A 19,729-nucleotide genomic window follows, 5' to 3' on the forward strand; every position below is an offset into this window, starting at 1 on the left:
AGCTGGATCAACGAATTTCGCGCAGCCCCCGATTCTCACGGCTGGGCGCGCTGATGGAGATTTACCCATGAACCTGATCAAGCAGCTCGAGCAAGAGCAGTTCGACAAGCTGTCCGCCAACAAGGACATTCCGGAATTCGGTCCCGGCGACACCGTGATCGTCAACGTGAAGGTCGTCGAAGGCGACCGCACCCGCGTGCAGGCCTATGAAGGCGTCTGCATCGGCCGTTCCGGCGGTGGCCTCAACGAGAGCTTCACCGTCCGCAAGATCTCCTACGGCGAGGGTGTCGAGCGCGTGTTCCCGGTGCTCTCCCCGATGATTGACTCGATCAAGGTGGTGCGCCGCGGCAAGGTGCGTCGCGCCAAGCTCTATTACCTCCGCAATCTTCGCGGCAAGTCGGCCCGCATCGTCGAGAAGCAGGACCGTCAGACTGCCGTCGGCGAGTAAGCTCCGCCACCAGGCAAGCTTTTCGAAAGCGCGGGGCTCGGCTCCGCGCTTTTTTGTTGCGTCAGCCGTGCGCGTCAAACCACTCGCGCTTCCAATTCGGCCTGCTATATATTCCTAGAATGTTTCCAGATCTGACCAGCCCCTCGTCCGTCAAGCGCATCGTCATCGACGATCGCTCGCGGCTGCCTGGCCGGTTCTTCGGACGCTTCGCGACCTCGGCAACGTCAGAGCTTACGCGCGCAGCCTAAAAGCTGCGCTGACGATTTTGTTGCCCCGCGCGTGACCGCGCTTATCCGCTTCACACATTCTTCGGAGCTGACGCTCATGTCCAAGCCGACCACTCTGTACGACAAGATCTGGAACGACCATCTGGTGCACGAAGCCGACGACGGCACCTGCCTGCTCTATATCGACCGCCACCTGGTGCACGAGGTGACCTCGCCGCAGGCGTTCGAAGGCCTGCGCGCCACGGGCCGCAAGGTGCACGCGCCCGAGAAGACGCTCGCCGTCGTCGACCACAACGTGCCGACCACCGACCGCACCAAGCCGAATCCCGATCCTGAAAGCATCGAGCAGATCAAGGCGCTGGCCGAGAACGCCAAGGAATTCGGCATCGAATATTACAACGAGTTCGACAAGCGCCAGGGCGTCGTCCACGTCATCGGCCCCGAGCAGGGCTTTACGCTGCCCGGCACCACCATCGTCTGCGGTGACAGCCACACCTCGACGCATGGCGCGTTCGGCGCGCTTGCGCACGGCATCGGCACCTCCGAGGTCGAGCACGTGCTGGCGACGCAGACGCTGATCCAGAAGAAGGCGAAGAACATGCGCGTCACCGTCGACGGCAAATTGCCGGATGGCGTGACGGGCAAGGACATCATTCTGGCCATCATCGGCGAGATCGGCACCGCGGGCGGCACCGGCTACGTGCTGGAATACGCCGGCGACGCGATCAGCGCGCTCAGCATGGAAGGCCGCATGACGGTCTGCAACATGTCGATCGAAGGCGGCGCGCGCGCCGGCCTGGTTGCGCCCGACCAGAAGGCGTTCGACTTCCTGCGCGGCCGTCCGAAGGCGCCGAAGGGCGCGGACTGGGATGCGGCGATGCGCTACTGGGAGCGCCTGCGCTCCGACGAGGGCGCGCATTTCGACAACGAGCTGCGCCTCGACGCCGCAAAACTGCCGCCGATCGTGACCTGGGGCACCAGCCCTGAGGACGTGATCTCGGTGACCGGCGTCGTGCCCGATCCCGACCAGATCGCGGACGAGGCCAAGCGTATCTCCAAGCATCGCGCGCTGAAGTATATGGGCCTGACCGCGGGCACGAAGATCACCGACATTAAGGTCGATCGCATCTTCATCGGCTCCTGCACCAATGGCCGCATCGAGGACCTGCGCGCCGCGGCCAAGATCGCCGAGGGCAAGTCAGTCTCGGCGCATGTCAACGCCATGGTCGTGCCGGGCTCAGGCCTTGTGAAGGAGCAGGCTGAAGCTGAAGGTCTGGACAAGATCTTCATCAAGGCCGGCTTCGAATGGCGCGAGCCGGGCTGCTCAATGTGCCTCGCGATGAATCCGGACAAGCTGGCTCCGGAAGAGCGCTGCGCCTCGACCTCGAACCGCAATTTTGAGGGACGCCAGGGCTTCAAGGGGCGGACGCATCTGGTGTCGCCGGCGATGGCGGCCGCCGCGGCGATCGCGGGTCACTTCGTCGACGTCCGGGAGTGGCGCTAAGCCGCTCCTCGCAATTTGAGCTAACGTGGCAAACGGCCGTTAAGCGGCTTCGCCCACACTCTCGTCCTCGCGACGGTTTCGCGAGGACGAGAGCCATGGCCAACAAGCCTGAATATGTCGATCTGATCAGCGACGCCACGCGCCAGCGCCGCCGGCGCGCAACGCCGCTGCGCATTGTCGCCAAGCCGGAGCCCGAGGAGACCTCGAAGCTCAGCCGATGGCCGCCTGCGATGTTCAAGCAGTGGAAGGTCGAGAATCTGATGCGGTGGAAATCCGCGTCATGGAAGCTGAAGGATTGGCTCTAAAATAAAGGGCGCCGTCGTGGCGCCCTTTTCATTTCGGCCGTAGCTACCAATAGCGGTACGGATGGTGCCAGCGATGCCAGCGGCAGATGCGGCGCGGGCCGTAATAGGTCCAGATCACCCGGCAGCGGCGCGGATAGCTGTAGTAGGGATAATAGCCGCCGTAATAATAGCGCCGGTGGAAGTGGCGATAGCCGTAATGCGGGCGATAGATCCCGTAGCGATGAAATCCACCGCCGCCGTAGTGACGAAATCCGCCATAGCGATAGCCACCGCCGTGAAAGGCGGGCGCGGCGCGGAAGCCGCCGCCATGGAAGCCGCCGAAATGCGCCCCGCCGCCGTGAAAGCCTCCACCGTGGCCGCCACCACCGCCATGGCGCACCTGCGTGATCAGATCCTCGCTTGCAGCCTTCGCCGCCGGCAGCGCCGTCGGATTGATCGGCGTCATCGCCTCCGCACGGTGCGCGGTGCCGGCCGACAACATCAGCGTGGCAACGGCTGCTAGTCCGAGCAAGCGGATCGGGCTTGCTCGGAGACCTGAAGTCCTCAGCATGGAATTCTCCCTGAATATGGACAGCGGCCATGCGGCGCAGCGTTGCTCGCATCGCTGTTCATTTGCAGTCGCACCCAAGATTAAATTAGGGACAGCGACGTGAATGCCCCATGAATGAACGAGGCTTGCGCTCCATCCGGGCTACAGGATTGCGACTGAGAGAAGAGGAATTTGAGAGATGACTGTTTATGCCATTGCGCAATTGAAGATGACGGACCGCAGCGCCTATGACCGCTATCAGGCGCGCTTCTTCGACGTGTTCAAGAAGCATAACGGACGGCTGCTCGCCGCCGATGAACATCCGCGTGTGCTCGAAGGCGCATGGCCGCATGACAAGCTTGTCATGATGTCGTTTCCCGACGAGGCCTCATTTCTCGCCTTCTCGAGCTCGCCCGACTACCAGGAGATCTCGCGCGATCGCAAGGCCGGCGCGCAGGCGACCGTGCTGCTGGTGAAAGGATTTACGCCGACCGGCTAGCACGTCACCAAAACGGCCCATAGCCGATCACGAACGGCGCGGGCACGCCGTACGGATAGGGGCGATAATAGACAGGTCGCGCGTAATAGTGCGGATCAGGACGCCGAGAGTACCGCGCGACGTCGTATCGGACATGTCGCCGCGCATCGAACACGGCGCGCCCCGCCGAGGCATCCGGCAACTTCGTCACTCGCTGCGCGGCGGAAGCGTGAGACAGTCCTGCGGCAAGCCCGACAGCAACGGCCAATGCGATCCATCTCGTCATGACGACCTCCGCGCTCACCATGCGGGCATCACAGCCTCGCCCGCAAGTTAAAACAGGCCCGCAATGCGGGCCTGTTCTCAACTGCGCCGATCACCAGCGGCGGTGACGATGCCAGTGGCGCCCGCGCCAGTGATGACGGCGCCAATGGTGACGATGCCAGCGTACCTCGGTCGCCGGCCTCGCTTCATCCTGCACCGATTGCGCGGCACCGGGATTGATCAGCGACACCGCCTGCGCGCGCTCGACTGGCGCTGCGAGGACGAACAGCGCACCGGCGGCCGCAAGGCCGAGCATTTTCAAGGACTGCATTTCGTTGGATCTCCTGACATCGTTGCGGGGTGCACGCATGGACCGGAGGTACGACGCAAGGACTAGAGCTGAGCCCTAGAGCCTCGAGCCTGGATCGGGTATGGATGAGTGCGCCCCGGACATGAATGCAGAGGGCACGGACAAGGTTCCTAAGCATCGGCGCAACATTGCGCGCCCCGACAAGAACCGGCGATCAACGGCGAACGTATCTTCTGGTCGAGCGACTAAGGGAGATGGTGATGCCAAATCTTCTGCAAAGTTCCAGCGGATTGCGGATATCTCGCCTCGCGATCACAGCGAGTCTTGCCCTCGGCGCGAGCTCGGCGTTTGCCGCACAGGGGCCGGGCGTCGAGGCGGGCTCTGCAAGCCCGCTCACCCAATCCGTGATGGCGATCCTGGTCTATGGCGCCTCGGCGCTCGTCGTCGGCGCCGGCCTGATCGGCGCGCTGCGCGGGCAGTGAAGGGGCCTCAGCCCCGACGCCAGTAGCAGTGCATATGCGGCACGATCACCGTGCCGCTCGGCCGGTATTCCTGGACATAGGTGGCGTTGCACTCGCGGACCGCGTCGGGACCCGGATAGTAGCGCGGATAGACGCCGTCAGGGGTGTAGTAGGGGGTGACGCGCAGCCGCGGCTGAGTCCGCCTGCGTGGCGGCGGAGCGTCCTCGGGCGAGCTCGCCTGGGCCATGCGGACTTCCGTGCCAGCCGTCTGGGCCTCTGCGTCACCACAAAATGACGAAAACAACCCCATGCACAGTAGAACCAGTCCCGCTGTTCCCGCCCGCATCGTACCACCACTCACCTGAGCCAACCCCTTGACGCGCCGTACGCTCCTCGTTTTCGCGCGCGACGTCAACGCCGATCCTATAAAGCCGGATGCATCGGCAGGAAACCCGCGGTAAGAGACGTCCATGTGGACGGAATTGAAAGCGCCCTCGCTGGCCGAGATGGAAGCGATGGCCCATGAGGTGTTCGAGCGCCTGCCGGCGGAATTTCGCGGGCTGTGCGAGGGCGTGATCCTCCGCGTCGACGACTTCCCGACCGACGAGGTCCTCGACGAGATGGAATGCGAGAGCGAGTTCGACCTGCTCGGCCTGTTCCAGGGCGTCGGCCTGCCCCAGCAGAGCTTCGGCGACGTGGCGCGGCTGCCCAACATGGTCTGGCTCTACCGCCGGCCGATCCTGGATTACTGGGCCGAGCACGACGAAAGCCTCGGCCATATCGTCCGCCACGTCCTGATTCACGAGATCGGGCACCATTTCGGCCTCTCGGACGACGATATGGCGGCAATTGAGGCCAAAGCAGACTAGATCTGCCGAATTCGGCCTAGGATTCGGGCCCCGATCGGGATACATACCGGTTCCCCCAGAACCACCCGGGAAAGCGCAACCATGGACAAGTTCACCACGCTGGAAGGCGTCGCGGCGCCGCTGAAGATCATCAATGTCGACACCGACATGATCATTCCGAAGCAGTACCTCAAGACCATCAAGCGCACCGGCCTTGGCAAGGGGCTCTTCTCCGAGCAGCGCTACAAGGACGACGGCAGCGAGAATCCGGATTTCGTCCTCAACCAGTCCGCCTATCGCAACGCGAAGGTGCTGGTGGCCGGCGACAATTTCGGCTGCGGCTCGAGCCGCGAGCATGCACCCTGGGCGCTGCTCGACTTCGGCATCCGCTGCGTGATCTCGACCTCGTTCGGCGACATCTTCTACAACAACTGCTTCAAGAACGGCATTCTGCCGATCCGCGTCAGCCAGGAAGACCTCGACAAGCTGTTCGACGACGCCGAGCGCGGCGCCAATGCGACGCTGACGATCGACCTGCCGAACCAGGAGATCCGCGGCCCCGACGGCGGCAAGGTCAAGTTCGAGATTGATCCCTTCCGCAAGCACTGCCTGATCAACGGCCTCGACGACATCGGCCTGACGATGGAGAAGAAGTCCTCGATCGACACCTATGAAGAGAAGCTCAAGCGCGAACGCGCCTGGGCCTGATCTCGGATTTTCGTTGGAGCCCCGGCGTCGAAAGCGCCGGGGCTTTTTCTTTGTCCCGATTATCCACTCTTATTCGAGCATGATCTCTTCGGAAAACCGCTGCACACTTTTCCGGATCATGCTCTAAGCTGCATTCATGTTGCCCGACATCGTCACTTTCTGGCACGGCCCGATGGATGCACTGCGCCAGACCTGTCTGCGCTCGCAGCTCGCTGCCGGCCACAAGGTCACGGTCTACAGCTTCGACACCATCCCCGGCCTGCCCAAGGGAATCGAGAACGCGGATGCCGAGGCGATCCTGCCGCATGCGTTCTCCGAGCGCTTGCGTCCGCCGCAGCCGGACGGCAGCTGGCGCGACTGGACCACGCTGCAGTTCAGCGACTTCTTCCGCATGAAGCTGATGGCGAAGAATCTCGGGCTCTGGCTCGACGCCGACGTGCTGCTCCTGAAGCCCGCCGCGATCGATCCGGCAAAGCCCTATTTTGCCTGGGAGCGGCCACGCCAGCTCGGCAATTCCGTGATCTACCTGCCGCCCGCGCACGGCATCGTTTCCGCCTTCGAAGAACTGATGGAGCAGGACGAGCTGACGCCGAACTGGCTGTCGGTGCGCCATCGCATCACCTTCATGATGCGCCGCCTGCGCGGCGGCTCGAACCGCCTCTCCGACATTCGCGTGGCGATCTACGGCCCCGCGGCACTCACCGCGCTCGCGCGCCGCACCGGCGAACTGGATAACGCGCTGCCGAAGCAGTCGTTCTACGCCGTGCATGCCCAACCGAAACTGTTCTTCGATCCCTCGAGCTATCTCGGCCTCGTCACCAACCCCGACATCATCGGCCTGCACATTTCGCCCAAGGGCCGCGGCGGCGAGAAGCCGATTCCGGGGAGCCTGTATGCGTGGGCGACGGAGCGGTTCGCGTAACTGTCTCCGCCGCGCGACGCTCTCGTGCCCCGGACGCGGCGCAGCACCATAAGAGCGTCTACGCGCGTCTTCGACGCGCTATGGTGATGCGCTGCAGAGCCGGGGCCCAGTATGTTGCGAGATGGGTCCCGGCTCTGCGGAGCGGCACTACGCGCCGCACCGCGTCCGGGACACGATATCAATCGCCAAAGCGCTACATTCCACCCATTCTCAATTTGATCCAGCGCAACGCGCTCCTGCACCATTGTGCCTAATCTGGTTCCAATTCCACGACCCGAACGGAGCCTCGCATGAGCACCCCAAGCAGGCCTTATCCCATCGTCCAGGATCTCATCGAATCCTTCGCGAACTGGCTGAAGCATCACCGCGAGATGAACGAGATGCGGCGGCTCGATCGCGCCGATTTCGACCGGATCGCGAGCGATCTCAGGATCGCGCCCGACGATCTCGAAGATCTGGTCCGTCACGGCCACCACGCCGCCGACGAGCTGCCGAAAATGCTGGAGCAGCTCGGCATCAGTGCCGAAGCGCTCGGCCGCGCGCAGCCGCTGCTGCTGCGTGACATGGAGCGGGTCTGCTCGCTCTGCGGTCACAAGGGACAATGCGACCGCGATCTCGCCGACGGCACCGCCGCGGAGAACTATCACGGCTATTGCGGCAACGCCGCGACGCTGGAATCGCTCGATCGCGCCGACGTCACGACGCACTGAGCGCGGTGCTTGGACTGACGCGATTGCACTACGGCCGAGCGGCAACCCTGTCGTTCTCGCTGCGACGCGTACTTCCTGCGACACGGCCTTCGATCGCTACGCGGCAGATGATTGCGCGTCGTTGAACCGGCGCCGGTAGTCGCCGGGGCTGACGCCGGCGATCCGGCGAAAGCTCGTACGAAACGTGACGGTTGACTGAAAGCCGCAAGCTGCGGCGATCTGGTCCACGTAGGCTGCGCTGCTCTCCAGAAGCTCCTGCGCCCGGCGAACTCGCACGGTGAGCAGCCATTGCATCGGCGTGGTGCCCATCTGCTCCCGGAAATGGCGCGCGAAACTTCGTTCGCTCATCCCCGCCTGAGCCGCCATCCGTGCCACGGTGAGCGGCTCAGCAAGATGAGCCGAAGCCCAGTCTAGATGCGATGCGAGAGAGCCGCTCGATCGCGGCGGATCGCGCCGGATGAATTGAGCCTGGCCGCCTTCCCGGTTGACGGGCGCGACGGCGAGCCGCGCGGCATGAGCGGCCACGGCCTGACCGAAATCGCGCCTGACGAGGTGAAGACACATGTCCATCCCTGCCGACGCGCCGGCCGACGTCACGATCTCCCCCTCGTCCACGAAGAGTACATTGGGGTCGACCTTCACCTGCGGGTAATTGCCGGCGAGGAGATCGGCGCAGAGCCAGTGGGTGGTCGCGCGGCGTCCGTCCAGCAGGCCGGCCTCCGCGAGCACGAATGCCCCGGAGCAGATCGAGGCAATTCGCGCTCCGCGGCGATGCGCCCGGTGCAACGCGCGCAGAATGGCTTTCGATCGGGGAGCCATGGGATTCTCGATTCCGGGCACGATCACGGTGTGCGCACGGGCAAGGGCCTCCAGGCCGAACGGCACCACCAGACCGAATGCGCCGGCGTTGACGCGGGGCGCCTCGGCACACACGCGCACATCGTAGAACGGCTTGCCCATATCGTCGCTGAGCCGGGCGAACACCTCATAGGCGAGCGTCATGTCGTAGGGGATCACCTGATCCATCGCGACAATGCAGACCCTGTGAACCATGACGCCCTGTCCCCGATGATCGCGCTCGGACGTCATTATCACGTTTTGGCAGGAATCGATCACATATCGGCAGAAGCGCCACTCATCGATCTTGGCCGGATCCGCTAACCACGAGCGGCGCGATGGAGCACCAACGGTCACGCAATGAACAACGAACGCGACATCAACACCTCACTCCTCGGCCAGCTCAAGCTTGCCTCAATCATCGAAGCTTCGACGCTCGCCCTGCTCGTTTGCGTCGCCGTTCCGCTCAAGCATCTCTGGGACTGGCCGACCGGCGTGCGCGCGATCGGGCCGCTGCACGGCCTTGCGTTCATTTTCTACGGCTGGGCACTGCTGCAGACCGTGGGCGCCGGAGTCTGGCAGCGACGCCAGATCGCCATGCTTGCGGCCTCGGCTTTCGTGCCGTTCGCCGGCTTTCTCGCTTCAAAGCATATCCGACGGCGCATCGAAGCCATGCGGCGGGAGGATCCCATCCAATGAGCTTCGCCGACCATTACGTCTGGCTGAAAGCCGCCCATGTCGGCGCAGCGCTGCTGTTCGTCGGCGGCGTCATCCTGACCTCGTTGACGCTTGCGCTGGCATCGACGCTGCCTCGGGGCAGCGAGCCATTCGTCGCGGCCATTCGTCGCTACGACCGGTGGGTGACGGTCCCGGCCATCATCGCTGTCTGGCTGCTCGGAACGGGCCTTGCCGTATCCGGCGCATGGTTTGGCCAGGGCTGGCTGAACGCCAAGCTTGGTTTCGTCGTGCTTCTCTCCGGCCTGCACGGAGTCCAGAGCGGCCGGCTTCGGAGGATCGCGGCGGGCGCTCCGCCCACAACGTCAATATCCCTGCCGCTGGTTCTGTTGGCAGTGATTGCTATCGCGGTGCTGGCTGTCGCAAAGCCGTGAGAGCCTGCCCCCCTCAGCCCTTCGGATCGAGGTCGGGCCGGTCATTGATTTACGTCAAGCTCTCAGGACAAATTCGGGCTCGATCATGAGGCTGGCAACGGTGATCCGTTGTCGTGCCAACCCATCGCACGGGTGCCCGGATGATCACGATTCCTGAATTGGTGGCGCAAACCTTATCGACGTTCCTGACCTCCGACACGCGGGACCGGTTTGGCTCTTCTCATGCCCGCTTGACCGAAGTCCTTCCATTTGCAGCAAGGCTGACGCTGGAATGCATCGGTAACAGCGACGCTCTGTATCACGACGTCGAGCACACCATGCTCGTTACCCTGGCGGGCCACGATATCCAGATGGGACGGATGATGCTCCGTCCGACGACGGCCGCAGACTACGGAAATTTCATCCTCGCCTGCCTCACTCACGACATCGGCTACGTGCGCGGCATAGTTCAGGGCGATACCGAGGACTCCTATGTCGCAGACATGACCGGCCGCATGGTTCGTCTCCCCCGCGGCGCAACGGATGCCTCGCTCGCGCCCCATCATGTCGACCGCTCGAAGCTGTTCGCCGCCGAGCGCTTCGACGATGTCGAGGAAGTTGACGCAAGCCGGATTGCGCGAGCCATCGAATTCACGCGCTTTCCGTATACGGATGTCCCTGACGACGAATCGGGCGAAGAGGAAGGCATGTTGCTGCGCGCCGCGGACCTCATTGGCCAGCTCGGCGACCCGAACTATCTCAGGAAGGCAAATGCACTCTTTTACGAGTTCGAGGAAATCGGTCTGAACAAGAAGCTCGGCTACGAAACGCCTGCAGACGTCGTCTACAAGTACCCGCAGTTCTATTGGAACAATGTCGCCCCGCAAATTCAAGGCGCCATACGTTATCTCAACATCACCGCGAGCGGGCGGCAATGGATAGCGAACCTGTATGGCAATGTTTTCCGGGCTGAGCGCGAGCCGGGCTTATCGGGACCACAACCCTAAATGTGATGTCACCCGAATGTTCGAACGCCGCGCCCAGGCCTTGCTCTGGCCGGCGTCCGCTCGTTCGGCTGCGCGACTAGCCCTTCGCCATCGCGGCGATCGCATCTGCAATCTCGATCGTGCGCCTGGCCATGTCGGCGTGCAGGCGCTCCACCATGGCGCCGTCGAGACGGATTGCGCCGCGCGAGACGTTCTCCGGCAATTCGAACGCAGCGATGATCTTTCGCGCGCGCGCGACTTCCTCTTCGGGCGGCGTGAAGATCGCGTTGCAGGCCTCGATCTGCGAGGGGTGGATCAGCGTCTTGCCGTCGAAGCCGAGGTCGCGGCCCTGCGCGCATTCAGTGGCAAAGCCGTCGGGGTTGGCGATGTCGCTGTAGGGACCGTCGAGGATCTCGAGGCCGTGGGCGCGCGTCGCCAGGATGCAATGCGTGATCATCGGGATCATCGCGGCGCGGCCGGGCAGCATCTTGATGCGCGTCTCGCGCGAGATGTCGTTCGGGCCGAACACGAAGCCGGACAGGCGCGTCTTCGGATCGCGGCCGGCCTCGGCCAGTTCCTCGGCATGCAGCACCGCGCGCGCGGTCTCGATCATGGCCCAGACCTTGACGGTCGGCGCGGCGCCGAGCTCGGCGAGACGACCGCCGATCGCCTGGAGATCTTCGATGCTTGAAACTTTCGGAACCAGAATTCCGTCCGGCGAGGCCTTGGCGGCCATCGCGACGTCGTCGGCCCACCAGGGCGTGTCGAGGCCGTTGGTCCGGATCAGGATCTCGCGCTTGCCAAAGCCCTTGGCCGCGATCGCGGCGGCGATACCGTCACGCGCGACTGCCTTGGCGTCGGGGGCAACGGAATCTTCCAGATCGAGGATCAGGCCGTCGGCCGGGAGATTTTGCGCCTTTTCCAGCGCACGGGGATTGGAGCCGGGCATGAACAGATGGCTGCGGCGCGGGCGGGTCATGCGAATGGTCCTTCCGGTTTCCTCGTCTGTGTTCTGACCGAAGCCGATAGCATCTGGCATGCCTATTCGAAAGGCTTGTTCGCTCCTCTGGTCTATGGTTAGGCATAGGCCATGATCACATTCCCGAAGCATTTGCTGGAAGGCTACAACGCCTTCGCCACCCAGCGGCTGCCGGCCGAGCAGAGCCGCTATCGCGAGCTGTCGGTGAAGGGGCAGTTCCCGGAAGTGATGGTGATCGGCTGCTGCGACAGCCGCGTCGCGCCGGAAACCATTTTTGACGTCGGCCCGGGCGAATTGTTCGTGGTGCGCAACATCGCCAACCTGGTGCCGGTGTATCAGCCCGACGGCAACGCGCATGGCGTCTCGGCCGCGCTGGAATACGCCGTGACGGTGCTGAAGGTGAAGCACATCGTCGTCCTCGGCCACGCGCAATGCGGCGGCATCCGCGCCTTCGTCGACAAGATCGAGCCGCTGACGCCCGGCGACTTCATCGGCAAATGGATGCAGATGTTCATCAAGCCCGGCGAAGTGGTCGAGCAGCGCGATCACGAGAGCATGGCGCAGTTCGTCGAGCGCATCGAGAAGGCCGCGGTGTTCCGCAGCCTGGAAAACCTGATGACGTTCCCGTTCGTGCGCAAGGCCGTGGATAGCGGCCAGATGCAGACCCACGGCGCCTATTTCGGCGTCGCGGAGGGATCGCTGTTCGTGCTGGACAAGGCGAGCAAGGAATTTCGGAACGCGCGGAGCGTGGTTTAGGCCACAACAGCTCCCGTAGGGCGGATTAGCGAAGCGTAATCCGCCGCCTTTCTCAGCGCTCAGAAAGTAAAGAGGCGGATTACGCCTTCGGCTAATCCGCCCTACAAAGCGCGGCTTACGCCGCCTTCTTCTTCGCGCTGATCAGCTTGCGGTTGATCAGGACTTCCGCGATCTGGATCGCGTTGAGCGCTGCGCCCTTGCGCAGGTTGTCGGACACGCACCACAGCACGAGACCGTTCTCCACCGTCGCGTCCTCGCGGATGCGGCTGATGTAGGTCGCGTCCTCGCCGGCCGCTTCGTAAGGAGTCGCGTAACCGCCGGGCTCGTGCTTGTCGATGACGAGGCAGCCGGGCGCCTTGCGCAGGATCTCGCGGGCTTCGTCCGCGGTGATCGGATTCTCGAACTCGATGTTGACGGCCTCGGAGTGGCCGACGAACACGGGCACGCGCACGCAGGTCGCGGAGAGCTTGATCTTGGGATCAAGAATCTTCTTGGTCTCCGCCATCATCTTCCACTCTTCCTTGGTGTAGCCGTCCTCCATGAAGACGTCGATGTGGGGGATGACGTTGAAGGCGATGCGCTTGGGGAATTTCTTCGCGATCAACTCGTCGTTGGTGTAGACGGCCTTGGTCTGCGAGAACAATTCGTCCATCGCGTCCTTGCCGGCGCCCGACACCGATTGATAGGTCGAGACGACGACGCGCTTGATGGTCGCCTTGTCGTGCAGCGGCTTGAGCGCGACCACGAGTTGCGCGGTCGAGCAGTTCGGGTTGGCGATGATGTTCTTCTTCTTGAAGCCTTCGGTCGCAGCCGCGTTCACCTCGGGCACGATCAACGGCACGTCCGGATCCATGCGCCAGGCCGAGGAGTTGTCGATCACGACCGCGCCGGCGGCGCCGATCTGCGGCGACCATTCCTTCGACACTGAGCCACCGGCCGACATCAGGCAGATGTCGACGTCGGAGAAATCGTAATGCTCGAGCGCTTTGACCTTGAGGGTGCGATCGCCATAGGAGACCTCGACGCCGACGCTGCGGCGTGACGCTAGGGCGACGACCTCGTCCGCGGGGAATTTGCGCTCATCGAGGATGTTGAGCATTTCCCGTCCGACATTGCCGGTCGCGCCGACGACTGCGACTTTGTAACCCATCGTTCACTCTCCGATGAAAAAGCCCGTTCCTGAAGCTCGCGCTTAAACAGGAAGAGCAGCGCTTCTATGCGAGAACCGGCCTCAAGACAACGTTGGACCATGCCTGAAGGCCGTGGATGCAATCGCCTGAGGCCAGCACGGCCGTTAGCCCTACCCAGATCCATCTGGCGCTTGCAGCCTTCGCCGACGAGGTGGTCGGGACGCTGGCGCGCCTGTTCGCCTATGTGGGGGCGCTGGTGCTGTTTGCCATCCTCGGCCTCGCCGCTCTCGGCCAGCTCCCTGATCTGCGCGACGATGAGCCGGCTTCCAGGCCGGGCTGGGCCGTGGCCGACCGCTCGCATCCGGCCTTCGCCCTCAGCAAGCTCGATTCATCAGAGAAAACAGCCTCTTACCTCATCCTCAGGCACCCCGAAGGCGGCCGCAGGGACGTGCTGCGCTGGAACGGTGAGGTGGACAAGCCGTTGGCCGAGCTCGAGATTTACCGGGAAGGCGGCGAATTCGACATGGCGCGTCCGGCGACCGAAGGGCTGGCGCTCCGGATGGGCCTCACGGCGGCGACCCCGCTTGAGCAGGCCGGCCTGATCGACACCAAATTCGGCCCCGTCGCTCTGTTCCGGCCGGCCGGCACGGCGCAGCCGGCCTGCCTCGGCTACCTCAAGCGCAATGAGGAGCCGGCGCTCCAGATCTCCGGCTTCTCCTGCCAGGGCGATACCCTGCCCGCCCAGCGCGCGGCGGTCGCCTGCACGCTGAACCGGCTGACGCTGTTGACCTCGGGTAACGAACCCAAGCTCGCGGAATTGTTCGCCCATGCCGAGCTCAAGCGCCGGCCCTGCACGCCCTCGGGTTCGTCGGATTGGCTGCTGGGTGCCGCGAATGCGCAATTGCGCGGGGCGCTTTGACCGGCATCAAGCTCAAGTAGCTGGTTTGCATGCAACTTTTGCCGGCGCGCACGATTATTCCGCGCTGGTGTGACCCAATAGACCTAGTTGCGGACACCCTGGCCGGGATAGTATGGGGCGAAATCGACTGGCGGCTTGCCGCCTGAAGGGGACGTGATGAGCTCGAAATTTTCTGCGGCAACCAAATTGGCGACCTGGCTGGCGGCGGGGGCCGTTGTTGCCGTGGCGCTCGCAGCGCCAGCTTCGGCCGACACCAAGGTCAAGCGTTATGACGATCGCGGCCGGCCCTATTACGGCCCGAGCGGCCCCAACGCGGTCTATCAGCAGGGACGCACCCGCCTCTATGTGAGCAAGCGCTCCTGGCTCGACGGTGGCACCGAGGTCAATCCGGGCGACCGCAAGTTCAACGATTACGCCTTCCCGCCGGAGATCGGTTATCCGACCTTCGCACGCGAGAACAATAACCGTCCGATCGATCGCCAGCCGCTCAGCACGCCGGCCGATGTCGGCGGCTACCCGCGGAATTTCCCGCTCTACTGAGCGGACGTCACGACCGAATCAAAAGGCCGGGCTATCGCCCGGCCTTTTTTGTTTGTGCGAGATCCGCGTTACGCGTTGGCTGCCGGGTCATAGCGCCGGCAAAAGTCTTCGATCGCCTCGGAGCGGAAATCGCCGAGGCGTTCGAAGATCAGCTCATCCGGCCAATTCCACCAGGCGATGCGGCGCAGGCTGTCCGCGACGGAATCATCGAAGCGCTTGCGGATCGGGCGCGCGGGAACGCCGCCGACGATCGTGTAGGGCGCGACATCGCGGCTGACGACCGCGCCCGCGCCGATCACCGCGCCGTCGCCGACGGTGACGCCCGGCAAGAGGATCGCGGCGTGGCCGATCCAGACGTCGTTGCCGACGATGACGCGGTCGCCGCGGCGATCCGCGAAGAAGTCGCGGTCACGCGTCGCGCTCGCCTCGTAATATTCCGGGACATAGGTGAAGCGATGCTGCGACGGGCGGCCCATCGGATGGTTCGGCGCGCCGATCCGCACCGAATTGGCAATGGCGGTGAATTTTCCGATCGCGGCGTCGGCGACCTCGCAATTCTCGCCGAGATAGGAGTAGTCGCCGAGCGAAGCATATTCGATGCGGGTATGGCTGAGAATCTCGCAGCGCCGCCCGATCTGCGCCTCGCGCTGGCGCACCGTCTCATGGATGATGGTTTCCGCGATCTTGGGACGATGCGCATCCATGAAAGGCTCCGGTGAAGTCGTAGCCCGGGTGAGCGAAGCGATACCCGGGAACACGGCAGGCAAGGTCCCGGATGTCGCTTCGCTCATCCGGGCTACGATTGCATGTGCCCGCTTACGCGTGCAGCTTCTGCAGTTCCTTCAAGATCGCTTCGCCCATCTGCGTGGTCGAGGCGGCCGTGGTGCCCTCCGACTTGATGTCGGCGGTGCGCAGGCCGCTCGCCAGCACGGCGGCGATCGCGGCGTCGACCTTGTCGGCGAGCGCGCCCATGTCGAAGGAATAGCGCAGCGCCATGCCGAACGACGAGATCATCGCGATCGGATTGGCGAGGCCCTTGCCGGCGATGTCGGGCGCCGAGCCGTGCACCGGCTCGTACAGCGCCTTGCGCTTCTTGCTCTTCACATCGACTTCGCCGAGCGAGGCCGAGGGCAGCATGCCGAGCGAGCCGGTGAGCATCGCCGCGATGTCGGAGAGCATGTCGCCGAACAGATTGTCGGTGACGATGACGTCGAACTGCTTCGGCGCTTTCACCAGCATCATGCCGCCGGAATCGGCGAGCTGGTGCTCGAGCGTGACATCGGGATATTCGCGCTTGTGGACCTGGGTCATGACCTCGTTCCAGAGCACGCCCGACTTCATGACGTTGCGCTTCTCCATCGACGTCACCTTGTTCTTGCGCTTCCTGGCAAGCTCGAAGGCGACGCGGCCGATGCGCTCGATCTCATAGGTGTCGTAGACCTGGGTATCGATGGCGCGCTTCTGGCCGTTGCCGAGATCGGTGATGGTCTTGGGCTCGCCGAAATAGACGCCGCCGGTGAGCTCGCGCACGATGACGATGTCGAGGCCCTCGACCGCCTCACGCTTCAAGCTGGAGGCGTCGGCCAGCGCCGGATAGCACACGGCCGGACGGAGGTTGGCGAACAGAGCCAGATCCTTGCGCAGGCGGAGCAGGCCGGCTTCGGGGCGCACCTCGTAGGGAACGGCGTCCCACTTCGGGCCGCCGACCGCGCCGAAGATGATGGCGTCCGCGGCCAGCGCCTTGGCCATGTCGCCCTCGGAGATCGACACCTTATGGGCGTCATAGGCGGAGCCGCCGACGAGGCCGGTGTCGGTCTCGAACTTGGCGATCCCGGCCGAATTGAGCCAATCGATCAGCCGCTTCACCTCGCCCATCACCTCGGGGCCGATACCGTCGCCGGGGAGCAGCAGCAATTTGTGGGTCGCCATGGTCGTTTCCTCTCAGATCGAATTCGGCCGGAGTGCTAGAGCGGCGTTGCGCGCTTGGCAAGACACCATTGCCGCCTCGCGGCTGTGCAAGCCGGGCGGGGCCTGCCACACTGCGCTGGCCGGAGAACCCCTTGCACGCACCTGATCGCCCCCGACCTGACGCACATCCCGCGCGGCTGATCCTGACCCTGTCGCTGGCGGCGACGGTCGGGCTCGGCATCGGCCGCTTTGCCTATGCCCTGGTGCTGCCCGACATGCGGGAGGACCTCGGCTGGTCCTATTCGGCGGCCGGGTTCATGAACACCATCAATGCCGTCGGCTACCTCGTGGGCGCCCTCATCGCGTCCCGGCTGATCCAGCGAGTCGGCTGGTCGGCGGCGATCCGCGGCGGAACCGTGGCCTGCGTCGCCGCGCTCGCCACCTGCGCACTGACCGGCAATTTCATTGCGCTGAGCCTGGCGCGCCTCGTGCTGGGCCTGGGGGCCGCGGCCGGCTTCGTCGCCGGTGGCGCGCTGGCCGCGACGATCGCGCAGTCGCAGCCCGCGCGGGCCAATTTCCTGCTCAGCCTGTTCTATGCCGGGCCCGGCATCGGCATTCTCTCCTCGGGGCTGATCGCCCCGTTCACGCTGCAATATTTCGGACCGGGCTCGTGGTGGCTGGTGTGGTGGGCGCTGACGCTGCTCTCGACCATCATGACCGTGCCGCTGTTCGTGGCCCGCATCGAGAGCGGAGCGCGCTTCTCCGAGGGCAGTCATGGCGCCTTCAAGATTCTGCCCGTGCTCATCTACCTCGCCGCCTACTTCCTGTTCGGCGCCGGCTACATCGCCTACATGACGTTCATGATCGCCTATGTGCGCGACGGCGGCGGCGGAGCCGCGGCGCAGGCGGCGTTCTGGAGCCTGATCGGCCTCAGCGCTTTCGTGACGCCCTGGGTCTGGCGCGGCGTACTCGCGCTCGATCGCGGCGGATTGGCCACCGCGATCATCCTCAGCACCAACGCGCTTGGTGCGGCCCTGCCGATGCTCGGGCATTCGCCGGCATGGCTGGCGGTCTCGGCCGTCGTGTTCGGCGTGGCCTTCTTCGCCGTGGTCGGCTCGACCACCGCTTTCGTCCGCTTCAACTATCCGCCCGAGATGTGGCCGACCGCGATCGCAGCGATGACGATCTCGTTCGGCGTCGGCCAGACGCTGGGGCCGATCGTGGTCGGCGCCATCACCGATGCGCTGGGAAGCTTGAGCTACGCGCTGAACGTGTCGGCGGCGCTGCTGGCGCTGGGGGCGGTCGCTGCATTGTGTCAGCGGAAGGTGGGGCCGGCCAGGTAACCGGCGCCGTAGAGCCTGAGAGCCATTTCCAGATTCGACATCAAGGGGCGTTGGCGGCCCCTGATGTGGGAGGCGAGCGGCGTGGGGCGGACGGGTATGGTTCTGCGGTCTATGCTTTTGCGAGTTGGTGTCCTTGCAGGATGTTGTTGGCGAGGGCGTACCAGAGCACGACGGCCCGGACCTTCTCGATGCCGCGCACGGTCAATTGCCTGAGGTCCCAGTTCCGCCATCGGGCATGAATGCATTCGCAGATCGTGCGGGCTTTGTACTGTGCCTTGCCGGCTTGGCTGGCCATGCGAGCACGCCAGGCGGCGACCCCGGGACCGTCGCTGCTCCGGGGTAAAAAGGGATCGACACCGCTCCTGGAGTTTGGGGGAGGACAGTAAACCTCGACACCTTCGCCATGCGCCCATTCGATGTCCTCGCCGCTGCAGAACCCGCCATCGGCAAGGTAGCGGCGCGGCAAGCGCTTCAGCCGAGCGCGCGTTCGCTCCAGCATCGGTCGCATCAAGCCACGATCCGAGCCGCTGTTGTCGACATCGATCGCGACCACGATCAGTTCGCCGGCCGCGCTGGCCACCTGTACATTGTAGGCCGGACGGAAGCCGGCATCGGCCATTTTCATCACCCGTGCCTGCGGGTCGGTGGTGGAGGCCCGTGGCTCTTTGGGCTTTTTGCCGTTGCCGCCCTTGTCATCGAGCTGTTTTCGCTTGCGCTTGATCTCGGCCAGCGCCGTCTGCGCGGCTTGTACCCGCCTGCTGCGTTCGCGCGCCGCGCGCTCTTTGGCGGCCCGGATCCGCCGATTGCTGGCTTCCGGATCGGCATCGACCTCGCGCTTGAGCTCTTCCACCACAGCCTTCGCTTGCGCCATCTGCCGATCCAGCGTCGCCTCTCGCCGAAATGATCCGGTCCCGGCATTCGCCCGTATCCGCACCCCGTCCTGGGTTAGCTTCTCCAGATCAATCAGCCCTGCCTCATTCAGGGCCACCAGATGCTCGACCAGCAAACGGTCGAGCAAGTCGGCGCAGTCGACCCGGAAGTCCGACAGCGTGTGATAGTTCAAAGACACGCCGCCGCAGAGCCAGCGGTAGACGTCGTGACTGTCGCAGAGCCGGTCCAGCGCCCGCGCGCTGCCAACGCTGTCGCTCGTGGCGTACAGCCAAAGCGCCAGCAGCAACCGGGGCGATGGCGCCGGATGACCCGGCCTGTTCTCCCGCGCCTTGACCCGATCTTCCAGTTCGCTCAGGTCGAGCTCTTCGACATAAGCCCAGATCGTCCGCGCCGGATGATCCTGCCCGATCAGGCTATCGATATCGACCGCTCGCAATTCGATCTGATCGCGCACGGGCTCGCGTAGCCGAGGTGCGCCCCGCGGCCCCGCTTCGCTTCGCGGCGTCGACTGCTCCGGCAATTCGCCAAAAAATCCGTCGTCAGCCATCTCTCTCCCCGGCAATCAATCTGCCTAGAGAATCACATTCGCCCGACGCGCGGTACAAAAAGATTCACAGTCTCGTAGGATGGGTAGAGCG

The 19,729-nt window shown here is 64.2% G+C and carries 26 protein-coding genes; 16 read left to right on the forward strand and 10 right to left on the reverse strand.

Going from position 1 to position 19,729, the window contains the following annotated elements:
* Nucleotides 1-67: 67 nt before the first annotated feature.
* From rplS to VGR99_RS07645, 3 genes are all read left to right on the forward strand, one after another.
* Nucleotides 68-448 carry a 50S ribosomal protein L19 gene (gene rplS, locus VGR99_RS07635; protein ID WP_326897728.1) on the forward strand — a complete coding sequence of 127 codons (381 nt, stop codon included), beginning with the start codon at nucleotides 68-70 and terminating at the stop codon, nucleotides 446-448.
* Between the two features lie 324 nt (nucleotides 449-772).
* Nucleotides 773-2,179: a 3-isopropylmalate dehydratase large subunit gene (gene leuC / locus VGR99_RS07640; protein ID WP_326897729.1), complete on the forward strand. Its 1,407-nt coding sequence runs from the start codon at nucleotides 773-775 to the stop codon at nucleotides 2,177-2,179.
* Between the two features lie 95 nt (nucleotides 2,180-2,274).
* Nucleotides 2,275-2,484 (forward strand): hypothetical protein, encoded by a 210-nt coding sequence (locus VGR99_RS07645; RefSeq protein WP_326897730.1) that lies wholly within the window; start codon nucleotides 2,275-2,277, stop codon nucleotides 2,482-2,484.
* A 43-nt stretch (nucleotides 2,485-2,527) separates the two neighbouring features.
* Here VGR99_RS07645 and VGR99_RS07650 read toward each other — a convergent pair whose 3' ends face one another.
* Nucleotides 2,528-3,034 (reverse strand): hypothetical protein, encoded by a 507-nt coding sequence (locus tag VGR99_RS07650; protein WP_326897731.1) that lies wholly within the window; start codon nucleotides 3,032-3,034, stop codon nucleotides 2,528-2,530.
* A 178-nt stretch (nucleotides 3,035-3,212) separates the two neighbouring features.
* Between VGR99_RS07650 and VGR99_RS07655 the strand changes: the two genes are divergently transcribed.
* The gene (locus VGR99_RS07655) at nucleotides 3,213-3,512 is read left to right on the forward strand and encodes a DUF1330 domain-containing protein (RefSeq protein ID WP_326897732.1); all 300 of its coding nucleotides are present in this window, start codon (nucleotides 3,213-3,215) and stop codon (nucleotides 3,510-3,512) included.
* 4 nt (nucleotides 3,513-3,516) lie between these two features.
* Here the strand turns inward: VGR99_RS07655 and VGR99_RS07660 are convergent, their stop codons facing one another.
* Nucleotides 3,517-3,777 carry a hypothetical protein gene (locus VGR99_RS07660; protein ID WP_326897733.1) on the reverse strand — a complete coding sequence of 87 codons (261 nt, stop codon included), beginning with the start codon at nucleotides 3,775-3,777 and terminating at the stop codon, nucleotides 3,517-3,519.
* A 90-nt stretch (nucleotides 3,778-3,867) separates the two neighbouring features.
* Nucleotides 3,868-4,086: a hypothetical protein gene (locus tag VGR99_RS07665; RefSeq protein WP_326897734.1), complete on the reverse strand. Its 219-nt coding sequence runs from the start codon at nucleotides 4,084-4,086 to the stop codon at nucleotides 3,868-3,870.
* Nucleotides 4,087-4,325: 239 nt separating this feature from the next.
* On the opposite strand from VGR99_RS07665, the gene VGR99_RS07670 reads away from it, so the two are divergent.
* Complete coding sequence (locus VGR99_RS07670; RefSeq protein ID WP_326897736.1) at nucleotides 4,326-4,547, forward strand: hypothetical protein; 222 nt, start codon at nucleotides 4,326-4,328, stop codon at nucleotides 4,545-4,547.
* Between the two features lie 7 nt (nucleotides 4,548-4,554).
* Here VGR99_RS07670 and VGR99_RS07675 read toward each other — a convergent pair whose 3' ends face one another.
* On the reverse strand, nucleotides 4,555-4,836 hold the full coding sequence (locus VGR99_RS07675) for a hypothetical protein (RefSeq protein ID WP_326897737.1): 282 nt from the start codon (nucleotides 4,834-4,836) through the stop codon (nucleotides 4,555-4,557).
* A gap of 160 nt (nucleotides 4,837-4,996) precedes the next feature.
* Between VGR99_RS07675 and VGR99_RS07680 the strand changes: the two genes are divergently transcribed.
* The 4 genes from VGR99_RS07680 to VGR99_RS07695 all read left to right on the forward strand — a co-directional run bounded on the left by VGR99_RS07680 (nucleotide 4,997) and on the right by VGR99_RS07695 (nucleotide 7,714).
* Complete coding sequence (locus VGR99_RS07680) at nucleotides 4,997-5,395, forward strand: metallopeptidase family protein (protein ID WP_326897738.1); 399 nt, start codon at nucleotides 4,997-4,999, stop codon at nucleotides 5,393-5,395.
* A gap of 81 nt (nucleotides 5,396-5,476) precedes the next feature.
* A complete protein-coding gene (gene leuD, locus VGR99_RS07685) occupies nucleotides 5,477-6,082 on the forward strand; it encodes a 3-isopropylmalate dehydratase small subunit (protein WP_280711004.1) in 606 nt (201 codons plus the stop codon).
* A 136-nt stretch (nucleotides 6,083-6,218) separates the two neighbouring features.
* A complete protein-coding gene (locus VGR99_RS07690; RefSeq protein WP_326897739.1) occupies nucleotides 6,219-7,004 on the forward strand; it encodes a hypothetical protein in 786 nt (261 codons plus the stop codon).
* 290 nt (nucleotides 7,005-7,294) lie between these two features.
* Nucleotides 7,295-7,714, forward strand: coding sequence for a hypothetical protein (locus tag VGR99_RS07695; RefSeq protein WP_326897740.1), 420 nt, complete (start codon nucleotides 7,295-7,297; stop codon nucleotides 7,712-7,714).
* Between the two features lie 96 nt (nucleotides 7,715-7,810).
* Here the strand turns inward: VGR99_RS07695 and VGR99_RS07700 are convergent, their stop codons facing one another.
* Nucleotides 7,811-8,767, reverse strand: coding sequence for a GlxA family transcriptional regulator (locus tag VGR99_RS07700; protein WP_326897741.1), 957 nt, complete (start codon nucleotides 8,765-8,767; stop codon nucleotides 7,811-7,813).
* A 144-nt stretch (nucleotides 8,768-8,911) separates the two neighbouring features.
* Here VGR99_RS07700 and VGR99_RS07705 point away from each other — a divergent pair, with 144 nt between their 5' ends.
* The 3 genes from VGR99_RS07705 (at nucleotide 8,912) to VGR99_RS07715 (ending at nucleotide 10,646) form a co-directional block, all read left to right on the forward strand.
* Complete coding sequence (locus VGR99_RS07705) at nucleotides 8,912-9,250, forward strand: DUF3817 domain-containing protein (protein WP_326897742.1); 339 nt, start codon at nucleotides 8,912-8,914, stop codon at nucleotides 9,248-9,250.
* Nucleotides 9,247-9,660 carry a CopD family protein gene (locus tag VGR99_RS07710; RefSeq protein ID WP_326897743.1) on the forward strand — a complete coding sequence of 138 codons (414 nt, stop codon included), beginning with the start codon at nucleotides 9,247-9,249 and terminating at the stop codon, nucleotides 9,658-9,660. The genes VGR99_RS07705 and VGR99_RS07710 overlap by 4 nt, the downstream gene beginning before the upstream one ends.
* A 140-nt stretch (nucleotides 9,661-9,800) precedes the next feature.
* On the forward strand, nucleotides 9,801-10,646 hold the full coding sequence (locus VGR99_RS07715; RefSeq protein WP_326897744.1) for a metal-dependent phosphohydrolase: 846 nt from the start codon (nucleotides 9,801-9,803) through the stop codon (nucleotides 10,644-10,646).
* A gap of 76 nt (nucleotides 10,647-10,722) precedes the next feature.
* Here VGR99_RS07715 and VGR99_RS07720 read toward each other — a convergent pair whose 3' ends face one another.
* Entirely contained in the window at nucleotides 10,723-11,604 is an 882-nt protein-coding gene (locus tag VGR99_RS07720; RefSeq protein WP_326897745.1) for a CoA ester lyase, read from the reverse strand.
* Between the two features lie 111 nt (nucleotides 11,605-11,715).
* Between VGR99_RS07720 and VGR99_RS07725 the strand changes: the two genes are divergently transcribed.
* Entirely contained in the window at nucleotides 11,716-12,360 is a 645-nt protein-coding gene (locus tag VGR99_RS07725; protein WP_326897746.1) for a carbonic anhydrase, read from the forward strand.
* A 115-nt stretch (nucleotides 12,361-12,475) separates the two neighbouring features.
* On the opposite strand, the gene VGR99_RS07730 is transcribed toward VGR99_RS07725, so the two are convergent.
* A complete protein-coding gene (locus VGR99_RS07730) occupies nucleotides 12,476-13,510 on the reverse strand; it encodes an aspartate-semialdehyde dehydrogenase (protein ID WP_326897747.1) in 1,035 nt (344 codons plus the stop codon).
* Between the two features lie 116 nt (nucleotides 13,511-13,626).
* Between VGR99_RS07730 and VGR99_RS07735 the strand changes: the two genes are divergently transcribed.
* Both VGR99_RS07735 and VGR99_RS07740 read left to right on the forward strand, forming a co-directional pair.
* Nucleotides 13,627-14,409 (forward strand): hypothetical protein, encoded by a 783-nt coding sequence (locus tag VGR99_RS07735; protein WP_326897748.1) that lies wholly within the window; start codon nucleotides 13,627-13,629, stop codon nucleotides 14,407-14,409.
* A 156-nt stretch (nucleotides 14,410-14,565) separates the two neighbouring features.
* Nucleotides 14,566-14,949: a hypothetical protein gene (locus VGR99_RS07740; protein WP_326897749.1), complete on the forward strand. Its 384-nt coding sequence runs from the start codon at nucleotides 14,566-14,568 to the stop codon at nucleotides 14,947-14,949.
* Between the two features lie 68 nt (nucleotides 14,950-15,017).
* Here the strand turns inward: VGR99_RS07740 and VGR99_RS07745 are convergent, their stop codons facing one another.
* Together VGR99_RS07745 and leuB are read right to left on the reverse strand one after the other, a co-directional pair.
* Nucleotides 15,018-15,653, reverse strand: a complete 636-nt coding sequence (locus VGR99_RS07745; RefSeq protein ID WP_326897750.1) for a DapH/DapD/GlmU-related protein — start codon at nucleotides 15,651-15,653, stop codon at nucleotides 15,018-15,020.
* A 112-nt stretch (nucleotides 15,654-15,765) separates the two neighbouring features.
* Complete coding sequence (gene leuB / locus VGR99_RS07750) at nucleotides 15,766-16,878, reverse strand: 3-isopropylmalate dehydrogenase (protein WP_326897751.1); 1,113 nt, start codon at nucleotides 16,876-16,878, stop codon at nucleotides 15,766-15,768.
* Nucleotides 16,879-17,009: 131 nt separating this feature from the next.
* On the opposite strand from leuB, the gene VGR99_RS07755 reads away from it, so the two are divergent.
* On the forward strand, nucleotides 17,010-18,200 hold the full coding sequence (locus tag VGR99_RS07755) for a YbfB/YjiJ family MFS transporter (RefSeq protein ID WP_326897752.1): 1,191 nt from the start codon (nucleotides 17,010-17,012) through the stop codon (nucleotides 18,198-18,200).
* Nucleotides 18,201-18,309: 109 nt separating this feature from the next.
* Here VGR99_RS07755 and VGR99_RS07760 read toward each other — a convergent pair whose 3' ends face one another.
* Nucleotides 18,310-19,638 (reverse strand): IS1182 family transposase, encoded by a 1,329-nt coding sequence (locus tag VGR99_RS07760; protein ID WP_326897753.1) that lies wholly within the window; start codon nucleotides 19,636-19,638, stop codon nucleotides 18,310-18,312.
* Between the last annotated feature and the right edge of the window lie 91 nt (nucleotides 19,639-19,729).

The sequence above is a fragment of the Bradyrhizobium sp. genome (assembly GCF_035935975.1).
GTDB lineage: Bacteria > Pseudomonadota > Alphaproteobacteria > Rhizobiales > Xanthobacteraceae > Bradyrhizobium.

Excerpts from the sequence above, each read along its gene's own strand:
- VGR99_RS07705 (WP_326897742.1), top strand. The coding sequence starts at position 8,912 with ATGAACAACGAACGCGACATCAACACCTCACTCCTCGGCCAGCTCAAG.
- leuB (WP_326897751.1), bottom strand. The coding sequence starts at position 16,878 with ATGGCGACCCACAAATTGCTGCTGCTCCCCGGCGACGGTATCGGCCCC.
- VGR99_RS07690 (WP_326897739.1), top strand. The coding sequence starts at position 6,219 with ATGTTGCCCGACATCGTCACTTTCTGGCACGGCCCGATGGATGCACTG.
- VGR99_RS07680 (WP_326897738.1), top strand. The coding sequence starts at position 4,997 with ATGTGGACGGAATTGAAAGCGCCCTCGCTGGCCGAGATGGAAGCGATG.
- rplS (WP_326897728.1), top strand. The coding sequence starts at position 68 with ATGAACCTGATCAAGCAGCTCGAGCAAGAGCAGTTCGACAAGCTGTCC.
- VGR99_RS07720 (WP_326897745.1), bottom strand. The coding sequence starts at position 11,604 with ATGACCCGCCCGCGCCGCAGCCATCTGTTCATGCCCGGCTCCAATCCC.
- VGR99_RS07725 (WP_326897746.1), top strand. The coding sequence starts at position 11,716 with ATGATCACATTCCCGAAGCATTTGCTGGAAGGCTACAACGCCTTCGCC.
- VGR99_RS07710 (WP_326897743.1), top strand. The coding sequence starts at position 9,247 with ATGAGCTTCGCCGACCATTACGTCTGGCTGAAAGCCGCCCATGTCGGC.
- VGR99_RS07695 (WP_326897740.1), top strand. The coding sequence starts at position 7,295 with ATGAGCACCCCAAGCAGGCCTTATCCCATCGTCCAGGATCTCATCGAA.
- VGR99_RS07740 (WP_326897749.1), top strand. The coding sequence starts at position 14,566 with ATGAGCTCGAAATTTTCTGCGGCAACCAAATTGGCGACCTGGCTGGCG.
- VGR99_RS07735 (WP_326897748.1), top strand. The coding sequence starts at position 13,627 with ATGCAATCGCCTGAGGCCAGCACGGCCGTTAGCCCTACCCAGATCCAT.
- VGR99_RS07645 (WP_326897730.1), top strand. The coding sequence starts at position 2,275 with ATGGCCAACAAGCCTGAATATGTCGATCTGATCAGCGACGCCACGCGC.
- VGR99_RS07665 (WP_326897734.1), bottom strand. The coding sequence starts at position 4,086 with ATGCAGTCCTTGAAAATGCTCGGCCTTGCGGCCGCCGGTGCGCTGTTC.
- VGR99_RS07700 (WP_326897741.1), bottom strand. The coding sequence starts at position 8,767 with ATGGTTCACAGGGTCTGCATTGTCGCGATGGATCAGGTGATCCCCTAC.
- VGR99_RS07660 (WP_326897733.1), bottom strand. The coding sequence starts at position 3,777 with ATGACGAGATGGATCGCATTGGCCGTTGCTGTCGGGCTTGCCGCAGGA.
- leuC (WP_326897729.1), top strand. The coding sequence starts at position 773 with ATGTCCAAGCCGACCACTCTGTACGACAAGATCTGGAACGACCATCTG.
- VGR99_RS07675 (WP_326897737.1), bottom strand. The coding sequence starts at position 4,836 with ATGGGGTTGTTTTCGTCATTTTGTGGTGACGCAGAGGCCCAGACGGCT.
- VGR99_RS07670 (WP_326897736.1), top strand. The coding sequence starts at position 4,326 with ATGCCAAATCTTCTGCAAAGTTCCAGCGGATTGCGGATATCTCGCCTC.
- VGR99_RS07730 (WP_326897747.1), bottom strand. The coding sequence starts at position 13,510 with ATGGGTTACAAAGTCGCAGTCGTCGGCGCGACCGGCAATGTCGGACGG.
- VGR99_RS07650 (WP_326897731.1), bottom strand. The coding sequence starts at position 3,034 with ATGCTGAGGACTTCAGGTCTCCGAGCAAGCCCGATCCGCTTGCTCGGA.
- VGR99_RS07745 (WP_326897750.1), bottom strand. The coding sequence starts at position 15,653 with ATGGATGCGCATCGTCCCAAGATCGCGGAAACCATCATCCATGAGACG.
- VGR99_RS07760 (WP_326897753.1), bottom strand. The coding sequence starts at position 19,638 with ATGGCTGACGACGGATTTTTTGGCGAATTGCCGGAGCAGTCGACGCCG.
- VGR99_RS07715 (WP_326897744.1), top strand. The coding sequence starts at position 9,801 with ATGATCACGATTCCTGAATTGGTGGCGCAAACCTTATCGACGTTCCTG.
- VGR99_RS07655 (WP_326897732.1), top strand. The coding sequence starts at position 3,213 with ATGACTGTTTATGCCATTGCGCAATTGAAGATGACGGACCGCAGCGCC.
- leuD (WP_280711004.1), top strand. The coding sequence starts at position 5,477 with ATGGACAAGTTCACCACGCTGGAAGGCGTCGCGGCGCCGCTGAAGATC.